The organism is Oleiagrimonas sp. C23AA (assembly GCF_011759385.1).
GTDB lineage: Bacteria > Pseudomonadota > Gammaproteobacteria > Xanthomonadales > Rhodanobacteraceae > Oleiagrimonas.
The window spans coordinates 210613-224889 of sequence record NZ_JAARLY010000004.1 but is presented as its reverse complement, the minus strand read 5'-3'; the positions used below and the strand labels follow the sequence as shown (position 1 = coordinate 224889).

Sequence of the window (14277 nt, the reverse complement as noted above, 5' to 3'; positions counted from 1 at the left end):
TGAACCCCTGGCGTCCGCGGCGGCGTCAATGCCCGACGTCGCGCTTCCAGCGCTCGATGACGGCGGCGCGTTGCCTGGCCGAGGCGGCAAAGTCGATCGGCTCCAGGTGCTGCATCAGATGCGCCGGCAGACCATCATGGATCTCGCCGGCGGACGGCGCGGCCGAAACCGCAACGATGCTCTTGTAGTGCCGGTACAGCGCCGCCGCCTGCGACGAGGCGGTCCAGGCGAGAAAGCGCCTGGCATCGGCCGCGTTGCGCGCACCCTTCATCAGGCCCGAGGCTTCCAACTCGTAGCCGACGTGGTCGGAGGGAATCACCATCTGTACCGGGAAACCCTGCTTGATGGCCTGCATGGCGACGAACGCGAATGAGACGCCGATCGGATATTCGCCGGTGCGCGCCAGCTTGCACGGTCGCGATCCGGATGCGGTGTATTGCGCGACGTTGCCCGACAACGCCTTGAGAAGGGCCCAGCCTCTGGCCTGGCCCAGGCCGTGCAGGATCCCGGCGATCATCATGTAGCCAGTCCCCGAAGATTGCGGATCGGGCATCACCACCTGGCCCTTGTAGATCGGCTTGGTCAGGTCGCGCCAGGAATGCGGCATGGGCAGGTGCGCCGCCGCCAGCGCCGGTGTGTTCACGCACAGCGCCGACACATAGCCGGTGGGTGCGAACCAGCGCCCGGCCGGATCGCGAAAACGCGATGGAAAGTGCGCCACGTTGGCCAGATGCAGCGGTTGCAGTTGACCGGCGATGCGCGGGTCGAGCATGTCCGTCAACGCCTCGCCCCAGACCACGTCGTTGCGCGGATGGCCGGCCTCGGCGACCAGGCGCGCGGCCAGATCACCGGTGGACAGTCTCAGCACGCGCACATGCACGTCCGGCAACGCCTTGTGAGCGGCAGCCAGATACAGCGACACCTCGTCGTTCTCCAGCGCCGTGTACACGGTGATGGTGCCGGCACAGGCATGCACGCCAACGAACAATCCGAGCACCAGCGCGATTGCCACCCGGGTTAAGACACGCATCTGTAGACCTCCCCAATCACATCCTGGAATGACGCCATGAATCGGCCACCGCGCGGGATCGACGAGCATCTGTCGGCGGTGACAACACATCCAGCGTGCCGCGAAATTGTGTCAATTTGTGGACATTTGCATATTTGTGGCGAATGGATGCAAAATTTTCCAGGCGCTGCGATGATGCACACACGGCCTTTGCTGATGCGGCCGCGCTCCTCTCATTTTTCAAGGCTTGTCCATGGCCGTGCTGACGCCTCCCGGCATCGAAGCAACTACCTTCATGCGCTTCGCCGAAGATCTCGCCGATCGCGCCAGGAAACTCTCCCTGCCCGCTTTCAGACACCATCTGGAGGTCCAGCTCAAGCCCGATGAAAGCCCGGTGACGCGTGTCGATCGCGACGTCGAATCGATGCTGCGACGGACCATCAACGCGGCCTGGCCCGAGCACGGCATCGTCGGCGAGGAGCATGGCGGCAAGCATGCCGATGCGCCCTACGTGTGGTCGCTGGATCCGATTGACGGTACGCGCAGTTTCATCACCGGCTGGCCGCTGTGGGGCACGCTGATCGCTCTGCTGCGGGAAGGGCAGCCAATGCTCGGCCTGATCGATATTCCGGTACTCGGCGAGCGCTGGCTCGGATGGCGCGGCGAGGGGACCTGGGCCAATGGCAACCCCTGTCGCAGCAATGGCTGCCAACGGCTGCGTGATGCCACCATCTACACGACCTCACCCGATATCTTCTGCGAGAACGAGTCGGACGCCTTCGAGCGCGTCTGCGCCGCCGCCGCCGGTCGGCGCTTCGGCGGTGACTGCTACAGCTACGCCATGCTGGCCTCCGGCCACGTCGATGCCGTGGTCGAGGCTGATCTGAAACCCTACGACTTTCTGGCCCTGGCGCCGGTGGTGGAAGCGGCGGGCGGTGTCATCAGCGACTGGCAGGGGGGTGCACTGGGACTGCATAGCGGCGGCCAGGTGGTCGCCGCCGCCACGCCGGGCCTGCATCGCCAGTTACTGGAAAAGCTCGCGGAGTGCCCGCAACGATGACTTCCGACGCCCGCCGCCGTTTTCTCAAGCTGGGTGGCAGTGCCCTGGGCGCGGCCTTGGCTGCCGGCCGCATACCAGCCAGCATCGCCCGCGCCGTCAGCATTCCGGCGCGCCGCCGCACCGGCACCATTGCCGATGTCGCGCATGTGGTCATCCTGATGCAGGAGAACCGTTCGTTCGATCATTACTTCGGTGCGCTTCGCGGTGTCCGCGGCTTTGCCGACCCACGACCACACGTGCTTCCCAACGGCCACGACGTCTGGCACCAACCCAATGCCCGCCTGCGTACCAAGGATTTCAAGGCACGAGGTGTGACGCCGGACTCGCCGTACCTGCTGCCGTTTCACATCGACATCGCGCGAAGTGGCAGCCACTTCGACAGCACCGACCATGGCTGGAGCTCGGGTCACCAGGCCTGGAACCTTGGACGCTGGAACGACTGGGTGACGCAGAAGCAGGACACGCTGACCATGGGCCACCTGCGCCGGGACGACCTGCCCTTCCACACCGCGCTGGCCGAAGCGTTCACACTGTGCGACCACTACTTCGCCTCGGCGCACTCGGATACGGCGATGAACCGTATCTTCCTGTGGACTGGCACCTGCGATCCCTCCAATACCCTCGGCCGCCGCGCCAACGGGCCGGGGAGCGAGGAGCGCCCGAAGACCAACGGCTACACCTGGACCACGTACCCCGAGCGCCTGCAGAAGGCCGGCGTCTCATGGAAGCTCTATCAGGGCGGAACGGGTGAGCCTGGCGCGCCCTCGGACAACTACACCGACAATTCGCTGGAATTTTTCGCCGCCTATCAGGTGCAGGAAGGCGCTGATCCGAACGGACCGCTGGTTCGCAAGGGCGTCTCCAACCATACCCTTCGCGAGCTGCGCCAGGACGTGCTCGGCGACCGGTTGCCCCAGGTCAGCTGGATCGTCGCGCCCTACAAGTACAGCGAGCACCCGCAGGCCAGCCAGTCCGACGGCGCCTGGTATATCGAGCAGGTGCTGCAGGCACTGACCGCCAATCCGGAGGTCTGGAGTCGCACCGTACTGCTGGTCAATTACGACGAGAACGATGGCCTGTTCGACCACGTCGTGCCACCGATGCCACCCCTGCAAAGTGGTGCAGGGAAAGACGGCGTGGTATCGGCTGATCTGGCCGATAGCCTGGACCTGGAAATACTCGACCTGGACCGCTATCCGCGCGTCAAGCATCCGCTGGTACCCGGTGCCGATCCCGGCGGCCGCCAGCCGGTGGGCCTGGGGCCACGCGTGCCGATGATGGTCATTTCGCCTTGGTCCACCGGCGGCTGGCTGTGCTCGGAGACCTTCGATCACACCTCGGTGATCCGCTTCCTGGAACAGCGCTTTGGCGTGCACGAACCCAATATCAGTCCCTGGCGCCGTGCCGTGTGTGGTGACCTGACACGCTGCTTCGACTTCGCTCTGGCCGTGCAGCAAGGCCCTCCGACCTCGCCTCCAGCAGCCGCCGAGCCCCGCCACCCGCTGCCACTCCGGGTCCCGGCGCCGGGACAGATGCCCGCCCAGGAGCCCGGGCTGAGGCCGGCCCGGGCGGTTCCCTATCGTTGGAGTGTACGGCCGCAGCGGCGGGACCAACACCTCGCTCTGGACGTGCACAACACCGGCGTGCTCGGTATCGGTTTCTACGTCTACGACCGCCTTCAGCCCGACGCTCCGCCGCGCCGCTACGCAGCCTCGGCCGGCACCTTGATCACCGATGTCTGGCCGCTGGATGGCGGCTACGCGCTATCCCTATATGGTCCGCATGGCAGCCTGGTCGAGCTGCACGATGGAGCCGCGGCCGGCCCGGTCATGTGTGAGGCCTGGCTGGAACCGCACCCGAACAGCTGGCAGGTCGATGTGGTGCTGGCCAACCGCGACACATCGAGCCTGACCCTGCAGGTGAGCGACGCCTACACCGAGGACGTCGCCACACCCATGACGCTGCCGGGCCATGCCATCCTGCGCTTGCCACTGGATCTCTCGACCAGTCATGGCTGGTACGACATTGCCATCACCTGCGCCGACCGCCCGCAGTTCCTGCGCCGCTATGCCGGACATCAGGACGCCGGGCGGCCCGCAACCAGCGATCCTGGCCCGTGTCGTCCACATCCTCTGCAGGCCTGGGCCAAGGTATATGCCGATCGGCCACAAGCGCAGCCATTGGAGCCGTCCCCACCGGCCTCGACGACGGCGTAAGCTGGCCCGGTCACATGCATGAAACGCAGGTAGCGACCATGTCCGGTCCCACACGCCTTGCTGAGCAGCAATTTGGTCCGCGCGCCCAGGCGTACGTGCAAAGCGCCGTGCACGCCTCCGGCGCCGATCTGCAACAACTGGCGGCCATCGTCGGCGGGCTGCCCACGCCGCGCGTGCTCGATGTGGGCTGTGGTGGTGGCCACGCCGCCTTTGCCGCCGCTGCGCATGCGGGCGAGGTGGTGGCCTGTGATGTCTCGGCCGACATGCTGCAGGCGGTGTCAGCCGAAGCCAAACGCCGCGGCCTGGCCAACCTGCAGACCCAGCACGCGCCGGCCGAGGCGCTGCCGTTTGCCGATGCCAGCTTCGACCTGGTCTGCACCCGTTTCAGCGCCCATCACTGGCAGGACGTGCCGCAGGCACTGCGCGAGATGCGCCGGGTGCTCAAGGGCGGCGGCGTGGCCGTGCTGATGGATGTGATCTCACCCGGCGCGCCGCTGCTGGACAGCTTTCTGCAATGCATCGAGATGCTGCGCGATCCCTCGCATGTGCGCGATTACAGCGTCGCCGAGTGGAGCGCCTTCGCAACCCAAGCCGGCTTGCTGCCCGGCGAGCTGGTCACGCGCAAGCTGTCGATCGACTTCGCCAGCTGGATCGAGCGTATGCGCACAACACAGGCCGCCACCGCCGCGATTGGCGAACTGCAATCGCGCATGGATGACAGCGTCCGTCGCCACTTCGCCATGGACGAGGATGGCAACTTCCAGCTCGACACCATGACGCTGCTGGCGCTCGCGCCGGGCTGATCGTTACCGTGCCGGTACGGTCACCGTCCTGGCGCCAGCCGGTCGCGCCAGCTCGAGGTGACGCGGACCGTGCGCCGCGCCGAACACGCTGATGTCCACGCGATGCCACCACGGTTTGAAGTCACCCTTCGGCGCGGCAAAACTGACCTGCACGCGACCATCGGCCAGCATCTTGCAGCGAAACTGTCGGCGGTAGAAGTGACCGTGGCGGAAGGCAAAGCTCTTGCCATCATCGGTGTAGATCTCGCCGTGACAGTCGGCCCCAGGGTACACATCCAGCTCCAGTGCGCCCTGCGGGGTCTGCGCGGTGCTTTGCACCAGGGGCTGGCGCGGAACAATGGCGCCGGCGCGCACGAACACCGGCAGCGTATCCAGTGCCGGATGTGGCAACGTGAGCTGGCCGTGGGCGTCGAGCATGACGCGCTTGCCGCTCCAGTAGTCATACCAGGATGAGCCCTTCGGGAAACTTACCGTATAGCCGTCCATTTGTTCGGGGAACGGCGCCGGCGCCACCAGCAGATCGCCGCCGAGCATGAACTCACTGTCGTTGGCGACATTGAGATTCGCCGCGTTCGGGAAGTTCAGGAACAGCGGGCGCATCATCGGCAGGCCCGTGCGATGGGCCTGTTCGGCCAGCGTGTACAGATACGGCAGCAAGCGGTAGCGCGCCTGGATGTAGTGGCGGCGGATGGCCTCCTGCCGCGCGCCGTCTACCCACGGCTCCTGCGGGCGGGTGTACTTCTCGGTGTGGTCACGCATGATCGGGTTGAATGCACCCAGCTCGATCCAGCGCGTCAGCAAGTCCGCCGGCGGGCTGCCGGCATAACCGCCGATGTCATCGCCGGCAAAGGCGAATCCGGACAACCCCAGGTTCATCAGCTGCGGCGTGCTGATGCGCATGTGATCCCAGGTCGCCGAGTTGTCGCCGGTCCAGGTGGCCGCATAACGTTGCCCGCCAGCGTAGCTGTCACGCGTCAGCACGTAGGGGCGCAGGTCTGGCTTGAGTTTCAGCAAGCCGCGATAGGTGGCGCGCGAATTGAGCATGCCAAATACGTTGTGTATTTCGCGCTGGGTGGTGGTGCGCTCGGCCCAGCCCGGCTGCACGATACGATCACGGTTATCCAGCGGCATGGTCTTGCTGGCGACGTTGAAGATCGACGGCTCGTTCATGTCGTTCCAGAAGCCGTCGATGTCCAGATCCTGATAGAAGTGCGCGTACTGCCGGCCCCACCAGCGCGCCGCCGCCTGGTTGGTGAAATCAGGAAAAAACGACGGCCCGCCCCAGACATCGCCCAGGTAGTGGCTGCCATCGGCGCGCTTGACGAAGACATCGTGCTTGAGGCCCGAGTCGCGTACCGCGTACTGGCCGGGTTTGGCATCCGGTATGGCAAGGTCGGTGATGGCCACCACGTGGAACTGCATGCGGTGCAGCTGCGCGATCATCTGCGCAAAGTGCGGAAACGCCTGCTTGTCGATGGTGAAGGTGCGGTCCTTGTTCTGGTAGTCGATATCCAGGAACAGCGTGTCGGCCGGAATGTGATCGGCGCGCAGGCGCTTGGCCACACGCATCACTTCGGCCTGGGTGCCGTAGCTCCAGCGCGATTGCTGATAACCCAGCACCCAGCGCGGCATCATCGGCGGCCGGCCGGTCAGCGCGGTGTAACGCGTAAGCACCTGGGCCGGCGTCGGGCCGGCGATCAGGTAATAGTCGATGGGGCCACCTTCGGCACCGAACGACAACACGTTGCGCGTGCGCTGGCCGAAATCGAAATGGCTGCGATAGGTGTCGTCCAGAAACACGCCATGCGCGCGGTCACCACTCACCTGGATGAAGAACGGAATCGACTTGTACAGCGGGTCGGTCGAGGCCTGCCAGTGATAGGCGTCGGTATTCCACAGCGTGAAGGCGCGGCCACGGTGATCGAGCGGGCCGGTCTTGTCGCCCAGGCCGAAGATGTGCGCGCCCGCCGGCAGCGTCTGATAGACCTCGAAAGCATGGCCGTGATGCGAGACCGGCCAGCCGGGCGCATCGGCGCTGATCAGGTGACCGGCGGCATCGGTCACCGTCAACGCCAAGGTACGGCGATCGATGCGCACCTGCAGGCGCGCGGTGTCAAAGCCCACGGCATTGGCCGTGGCAACGTGCGTGATGGCCGGCGGATGTTGCACCGCGCGGGGCATCACTGCCCACGAATGATGCACAGGCACGGTGCCTGCGAAGCTGCGCTCAACACGCAGCACGCCCGGCGCGACCACGCTCACGTGCAGCTGTTGCCCGCCGCAGGACAGCGTCACGCCGTGTGCAGGCGCGGCGTTATCGGTGGCACCAGCCGCCGCCAGCGAAGTACCCGCGAACAAAATCATGGCCGCCACCAACCGGGCCAGCACCCGCCGCGTACGAATCATCGCCATCATCTATCCAACATTCCTGCCAAAGACGGCGGCACACCACCGATGCCGACCGTTCAAAACGCCTTGCGCGTTACACGTAGGACGGCGGCGTATCAGCTTCCCTGGCACCGTAGTGCTTGTTCGGCCGCGGCCCCATCACAAATTCCAGGTGGCCACCCGCGGCCAGATCGGCGTGACGCAGCCAGGTGCGGCTGTACGCCTTGCCGTTCCACTTCACCGACTGGATGTACGGGCGATCCGGCCCGTTGCCGTGCGCGCTGATGCGCAGCGTCTTGCCGCGTCCGACATCGACCTCGGCGCTGTCGAACAATGGGCTGCCGATGACGTAGTTGGCACTGACCGGATCGACCGGATAGAAGCCCAGCGCGCTCAACACGTACCAGGCGCTGATCTGGCCACAGTCGTCATTGCCGGCCAGGCCATCCTTCTTGGCGTGATACATGCTGTCCAGCAGCATGCGCACGCGCGACTGGGTCTTGTAGTGCTGCCCGGCGTAGGCATACAGGTAGGCGATGTGATGGCTGGGCTCGTTGCCATGTGCGTACTGGCCGACCAGGCCGGCAATGTCCGGCGGCGCATCGGGCGGCAGCTTGGAGCTGGCGTTGAAGAGGCCGTCGAGCTTGCGCGCGAAGGCCTCGCGACCGCCGAACATGCCCATGTAGTGGTGCACGTCGTGCTGGTTGAGGAAGGTTGCCTGCCAGGCATTGGATTCAGTGAAATCGCGCCACTTCTTCGAATGCCCGATGCCACGCGGATCGAACGGCGTGGCCCACTGGCCGTTGGCCAGCTTCGGCTGCATGAACTGGCTGTCGGCGTTGAACTGGTTCTTGTAGTGACGCGAGCGGGCGATCAGCCGCTGGTAGTCGCCGGTCTGACCCTGGCCCTTGGCCAGGTGCGCCACGGCCCAGTCGTCGTAGGCGTATTCGAGCACCTTGCTGACCGACTCGGGTTCCTTGTCGGCCGGGATGAAACCGAGCTTGCGGTAGTACGGCAGGCCGCGGTAATCATCGACAAAGGCGCGCTTTCGGAACACCGGCCAGGCGCGGGCAAAATCGATGCCTTCAAAGCCCTTGGCCTGCGCCTCGGCCAGTACCGAGGCCGAGTGATAGCCGATCATGCAGCCGGTTTCCACGCCCTGCAGCGGCCATACCGGCGGGCCATCCGCGCTTTCGGTGGCCATGCGCGCCAGGCCATTGACGATATCGGGCACGCGCTCAGGTTGCAGCAGCGTCAGCATCGGGTGCAGCGCGCGATAGGTGTCCCACAGCGAGTAGGTGCTGTAGTTGTGCTGGCCCTGCGGCAGCTGGTGCACCTTGAGATCCATGCCGCGGTAGCGCCCGTCCACATCCGAGTACAACGTCGGCGCCAGCATGCTGTGGTACAGCGCGGAGTAGAAAATGCGCTTGTCGCGGGCGGACGAGGTATTAACACGTACGCGGCCCAGTTCCTTCTCCCAGGCCGCCGAGGCCGCGCTCTGCGCGGCGTCGAAATCGAAATGCGGCATGTCGTGCTCAAGATTGGCCAGCGCGTTCTCGGCGCTGACCGAGGAGATGCCCACCTTCACCAGCAGCGGCGCGTCGTGGGCATCCGGATAGAACAGCACGCTTTTGAGGTTCTTTCCCGAAGCCTTGCGCACCGAGGTGCCCAGTGCGATGTCGTCCTTGTAGATCTGCGCACGCGAGAACGGACGCGAGGTCTTCATGGCGAAGTAGATGTAGCGGCCATTGGCCCACTCGTGCACGCGCCGCCCGCCGACCAGGGTGTGATCGTCGACCACGCTGAGCTCGGCATCGGTCACGCGCGTGGGCACGCCCGGCTTGTCCTGCATGCCGTGGAACCAGTCCACCACCAGATGCCCCTCGTGCCCGGCCGGGAAGGTGTAGCGGTGCATGCCGGCGCGCTGCGTGGCGGTCAGTTCGGCGCGCACGCCGTAGTCCTTGAGCAGCACGCTGTAGTAACCGGGCGCGGCCCACTCGTCGGCGTGGTCATAGCGCGAAAGGTAGCCGGTGTCCGGGTCGGCCAGACTGCCGTGCTTGATCTTCACCGGGCCGGTGGCCGGCATCAGCAGCAGATCGAGCATGTCGCCGATGCCGGTGCCGGACAGGTGCGTATGCGAGAAGCCCATGATCGAGCCGTTGGATTCGTGATAACCGGAGCACGAATCCCACACCGCGTTGTAGGTGTCTGGGCTGAGCTGCACCATGCCCCAGGGCGTGGTCGCGCCCGGATAGGTGTGGCCATGGCCGCCGGTGCCGATGAACACATCGACCTGGTCCACGCATCGCGACCCCGGCGCTGGTGCCAGGCCCGCGCCCGACGCACCGCTGTAGCCGGTGGGGCGCTTGCCTGCCGGCAACGGCAGGGCGCGCGCGTTGCGCAGGGTACCGGCGGCGGCACCGGTCAGGGCGAAGGCGATGGCGCCTTGCAGAAAGCGACGACGGGTCAGCATGGAGCAGATTCCTACAGATGCGTTATCGGGACGGACCTCAGCTGCGCAGCAGCGCCGGGTGCTCGGCGTGTACGCGCAGGATCAGCTCGCCGAACAAGGTGTTGGCCCAGGCGAACCAGGAACGCGTGAACTTGGCCGGATTGTCCTGATCGAAGGCCTCATGCATGAAGCCGGTGCCTGCATCCGTACTCTTGAGCCAGGTCAGGCACTGGCCGATTTCCTGCGCGTTGGTGCTGGTCAGCGCGCGCATCATGATCGACATCGGCCAGATCATGCGCAGGCCTTCATGCGGTCCACCGATGCCCTCGGCCGCGCTGCCCTTGAAGAAGTACGGGTTGGCCTCGCTCCAGGCGCGGCTGCGGCTGGCCTGGTACAGCGGATCGTCCAGCTTGCAGGCGCCCAGATAAGCCAGGCTGGATAGGCCTGGCGCGTTGGCATCGTCCATGAACAAGGTGTTGCCGTAGCCGTCGATCTCATAGGCCCAGTATTCACGGCCATGCTCGTCGCGCAGGCGGGCGTGCTTGTGCACGGCCTGGCGCACTTCGTGGGCGAGCTGGCGGCAATCGTCGGCGAACGCACCATCGTGATGGATGGCCTGGCTCATCTCGGCCAGCTTGTCCAGGATCGAGGCGGCAAACAGGTTGGCCGGCACGAACAGAGGATAGACGCAGGCATCGTCCGAGGGCCGGAACATGGAATGGATCATGCCGTTCGGGCGCGTCGGGTTGCCGTAGCCACTCAAGAACTGCGTATCGGTGGGGTTCGGCGAGCTGCGCTGGAAGTGATACGGACTGCGATCATGCAGGCGCTGCTGGGTGCGGAAGGTGTCCAGCAGCGTGTGCATGGCAGCGCGCCAGTCGGCATCGAATGGCGTGGTGTCGCCGGTGGCTTTCCAGTAGCCGTAGGCCAGACGCACCGGATAGCACAGCGAGTCGATTTCCCATTTGCGCTCGCCAACGCCAGGCTTCATGTCGGTGTCGTCGTGGCGTGCCCAGGTCAGCGGCCGCGCGTGCGGATCGGGCATGAAGGCATTGGCGTAGGCATCGATATGGATGCAGCGCGCCTGGCGATTGATCAGGCCGTGGAACAGGCGACGCAGCTTGGCATCGCGCTTGGCCAGCGGCAGGTACGGATTGACCTGCGCGGAGGAATCGCGCAGCCACATGGCGTCGATGTCGCCGGTGATGACAAAGGTATCGGCCTTGCCGCCCAGGGTGCCGATTTCGACCGTGGTGTCGAGCGTGTTCGGGTAGCAGTTCTCGAACAGGCGCGCCAGCTTGGGATCGGTGATGTCGGCCTTGACGCGGTGAATCTCGGCCTCCACGGCGGGGCTGGTGAACTTGCGCTGCGACGGCGGCGGGCGATGCCCCGAGGCGGTGGGATCGCCGCCCTTGGGCGCGTTGGGCGAATCGTTCATCGGCTTGGCCGTCTGCGCCGCACGCGTCAGGCGCGGCGTACCGAGTACGGCACCGGTCACCGCCGCCGAGCCGATGAATTTGAGAAGGTCGCGTCGTGAGGTCATAACCAGGCCCTGCGCTTGGAAAAGAGTGAGGTGGCGCGCATCAGTGCGCCGCGGCCGGCGCGCCGTGCATCACGTGCGCCAGGTCATCGATGGTGAGCGCGCCGCGCAGTGCGGACAGGCTCGCCTTGCTGGTGAGGCTGAGCGTGCGGGTCTGCCCCGGCAGCAGCGTGATGCTGTTGTCCGAGAGCGTGGCATCGTGGTCGCCAAAAGCGACCCACACCGCGCGCGCCAGCACGTCACTGGAAAGCGTCAGCAGGTAGTGATCGCCTTCGCGCTTGAGGGTATGGGTGATGTGCGGCAGCGGCAGATCCAGCGTGCGCGCCTTGCCGAAATACACCACGTTGCGCGCGATGGTCTTGCCAGCCTCGGTGAGTGTGGCCACGGCCATGGTCCTGGCCGGGGCGGCACCCTGCAAAAGCTGCCCATCGCTGTAGCTGGCCACCTGGGTGCTGGCCAGCGGCGGCAGCGAGAGGTCACCACCATGGGTGGCCTTCACATGGCCTGAGAAATCCATCACCTGGACCTGCCAGTGCGCCGGTACCGCCTTTTGCAGGTCGGATACCAGCGACACCGTGGTGGCGCCCTTGTTGCGCAGGGCGGCGATGATCTGCGGCGCGTAGAAGCGCTGGGCGTGGAACTGCAGCGCCTTCCAGCGTCCGTCATAGTCGATCGACGACCACGAGGCACCCGGCCACACATCGTTGAGCTGCCAGTACAGCGAGCCCATCGAGTGCGGACGCGAGGCGCGCAGGTGTTCGGCAGCCAACTGGATACCGTCGGCCTGCATCACCTCGCTCAGGTATACGAAGCTGGCGAAGTTCTTGGGTACGCCGAAGTTGCGCTTGATATACAGCAGCAGCCGCTTGTTGCCGTTGCCCTTGTCGTACTTCTGATGGTCACGCATCACCGGCGATTCGGCGTGGCGGTCACCGGGCTTGGTGAAGGTCTTGATGGTGGCCATCACCGGGAACGACTGCAGGCCGTACTCGGACTGGAAGCGCGGCGTGATGTTGAGGTACTGCTCGAACGGCTTGGCCTTGCCCGACCACACGTTCCAGTAGTGGTAGTCACCGTCGTTCAGCACGTTGGCCGGGCCGTCGAAATCGGTGCTCGGCGAGGAGGCCCAATACGGCACCTGCGGCTCGAGTTTGGTCACCACGGTGCGCAGCGTGTTGCCGAACAGGTTGACCATGCCGGTGACGATGCGGTCACGCTCGGTGGGGCTGATCGAGGCGGCGAACTTGGCCCGGTCCGGCCACGACTCCCAGCCGGTCTGCACCTCGTTGTTGCCACACCACAGCACGATGGACGGATGGTCACGAAGACGCCGTACCTGCTGCATCGCCTCGATGCGGGTGTTCTGGCGATAGGCGCGGTTGTATGGCGGAATCGCGCCGCCGAACATGAAGTCCTGCCACACCATCAGGCCCATGCGGTCGGCCATCTGGTAGAAGCTGTCGGGCAGGTAGTAACCGCCGCCCCAGATGCGCAGCATGTTCATGTGCGCACGCTTGGCCGAGGCGAGGATGTGATGCATCTGCGCACGGGTGGCACGCGGCGGAAAGGAATCAAACGGGATCACGTCGGCGCCCTTGGCGAACACCGGAATGCCGTTGATGACGAACTCGAAGCTGCGTCCCCATTTGTCCTTGGCGCGACGCAGCTCGATATGGCGCAGGCCGGTAGCCTTGTTGCCGTCGTAAAGGCGGCCGTCGGCATCGCTCAGGCTGACTTTGAAGCGATACATCGACGGCCTGCCATAACCGTTGGGATACCACAGCTGCGGCTGGGCGATGCGCAGCGGCAAGTCGATGGTGTTGTTGCCCGGATCGACCGTGGCCTGCCGGCTGTAGTGACCCACCGTGTGACCCTCGGGGTCGATGACGGTCAGGTGCATGGTCACCGGCGTGCTGGTGTCGGCATGCACGCGCAGCTGCGCATCCAGATGCGCGGCCCGCTTTTCGATCTTGGTCTGCGCGATATGGAAATCGCTGACCCGCAGCGCATCGAAGCCTTCCAGCTGCACCTTTTTCCAGATGCCGATGGTGACGATGCGCGGACCCCAGTCCCAGCCATAGCCGTATTTGGCCTTGCGAATGTAATTGGCGGTCTGCTTGCCCTTGGGCTCATCGCCGAAGGCCGAATCGAACTCACCCGGCAACGCGTAGGGCTGCTTTTCAAGCCACGGCTGCAGGCGCTCAATCGGTGAGTACAGATGTACTTCAAGCGTGTTGTGGCCGGCATGCAGGTAGCGTTTCACCTGCGCGCGCCAGTGCCGGAACATGTTGTCGGCGGTGATCACCTTGTGACCGTTGACGATGACGTCGGCAAAGGTATCCAGGCCCTTGAACACCAGCGCCACGTGCTGGCGCGCCAGCATCGCCGCGCTGACATCGAATGAGGTGCGGTAGTCCCAGTTGGAAAGACCGACCCACTGGATGGTCTTTTCGTTGTCGCGGTAGTACGGATCGGGGGTGAGATGGGCGGCCATCAGGTCGGTCTGCGCGGTGCCGGGCACCTGGGCGGCATGCCAGTGCGCCGCCTTGGGATGAGCCTTGGCATGGCTGTCACCCGGTGCCAGGCGGAATTGCCATCCACTATCCAGCGTCTGCACCGTCGGTGGCGCGGCCTGTCCGGGAAATGCCGCTGCCAACAGCGGCAGAACGAACGCGGCGGGAACCAGTCGGCGCAGCGCGCACAGGTGCTTGGGCTTCATGCATCACATCTCACGGCAAAGGCGCCGCCACGGCCCTGCAGCCATGGCGACGCCCGTGGAGCATCGGGCACCGACATAATCGCCGGTGCC

The 14277-nt window shown here is 65.3% G+C and carries 8 protein-coding genes; 3 read left to right on the top strand and 5 right to left on the bottom strand.

Translation table 11 applies throughout. The annotated features are described in order from the left end of the window. Window positions 1–25 precede the first annotated feature (25 nt). Window positions 26–1030, bottom strand: a complete 1005-nt coding sequence (locus HBF24_RS08855; protein WP_167171987.1) for an ABC transporter substrate-binding protein — start codon at window positions 1028–1030, stop codon at window positions 26–28. 232 nt (window positions 1031–1262) lie between these two features. On the opposite strand from HBF24_RS08855, the gene hisN reads away from it, so the two are divergent. The 3 genes from hisN to HBF24_RS08840 are packed head-to-tail and all read left to right on the top strand — an operon-like array spanning window position 1263 to window position 5088. After that, entirely contained in the window at window positions 1263–2069 is an 807-nt protein-coding gene (gene hisN / locus HBF24_RS08850; RefSeq protein WP_167171983.1) for a histidinol-phosphatase, read from the top strand. Then, window positions 2066–4285, top strand: a complete 2220-nt coding sequence (locus tag HBF24_RS08845) for a phospholipase C, phosphocholine-specific (RefSeq protein WP_167171980.1) — start codon at window positions 2066–2068, stop codon at window positions 4283–4285. Before hisN ends, HBF24_RS08845 begins: the two co-directional genes overlap by 4 nt. A gap of 38 nt (window positions 4286–4323) precedes the next feature. After that, window positions 4324–5088 carry a class I SAM-dependent methyltransferase gene (locus HBF24_RS08840; protein ID WP_167171978.1) on the top strand — a complete coding sequence of 255 codons (765 nt, stop codon included), beginning with the start codon at window positions 4324–4326 and terminating at the stop codon, window positions 5086–5088. Between the two features lie 3 nt (window positions 5089–5091). Here HBF24_RS08840 and HBF24_RS08835 read toward each other — a convergent pair whose 3' ends face one another. The 4 genes from HBF24_RS08835 to HBF24_RS08820 form a co-directional block, all read right to left on the bottom strand. Further along, entirely contained in the window at window positions 5092–7503 is a 2412-nt protein-coding gene (locus HBF24_RS08835) for a glycoside hydrolase family 31 protein (protein ID WP_167171975.1), read from the bottom strand. A gap of 67 nt (window positions 7504–7570) precedes the next feature. Further along, window positions 7571–9949 carry a GH92 family glycosyl hydrolase gene (locus tag HBF24_RS08830; protein WP_167171972.1) on the bottom strand — a complete coding sequence of 793 codons (2379 nt, stop codon included), beginning with the start codon at window positions 9947–9949 and terminating at the stop codon, window positions 7571–7573. Window positions 9950–9986: 37 nt separating this feature from the next. Then, window positions 9987–11471, bottom strand: a complete 1485-nt coding sequence (locus tag HBF24_RS08825; protein WP_167171970.1) for a glycoside hydrolase family 125 protein — start codon at window positions 11469–11471, stop codon at window positions 9987–9989. Window positions 11472–11511: 40 nt separating this feature from the next. Further along, entirely contained in the window at window positions 11512–14187 is a 2676-nt protein-coding gene (locus HBF24_RS08820) for a glycoside hydrolase family 2 protein (protein ID WP_167171967.1), read from the bottom strand. Window positions 14188–14277: the final 90 nt, after the last annotated feature.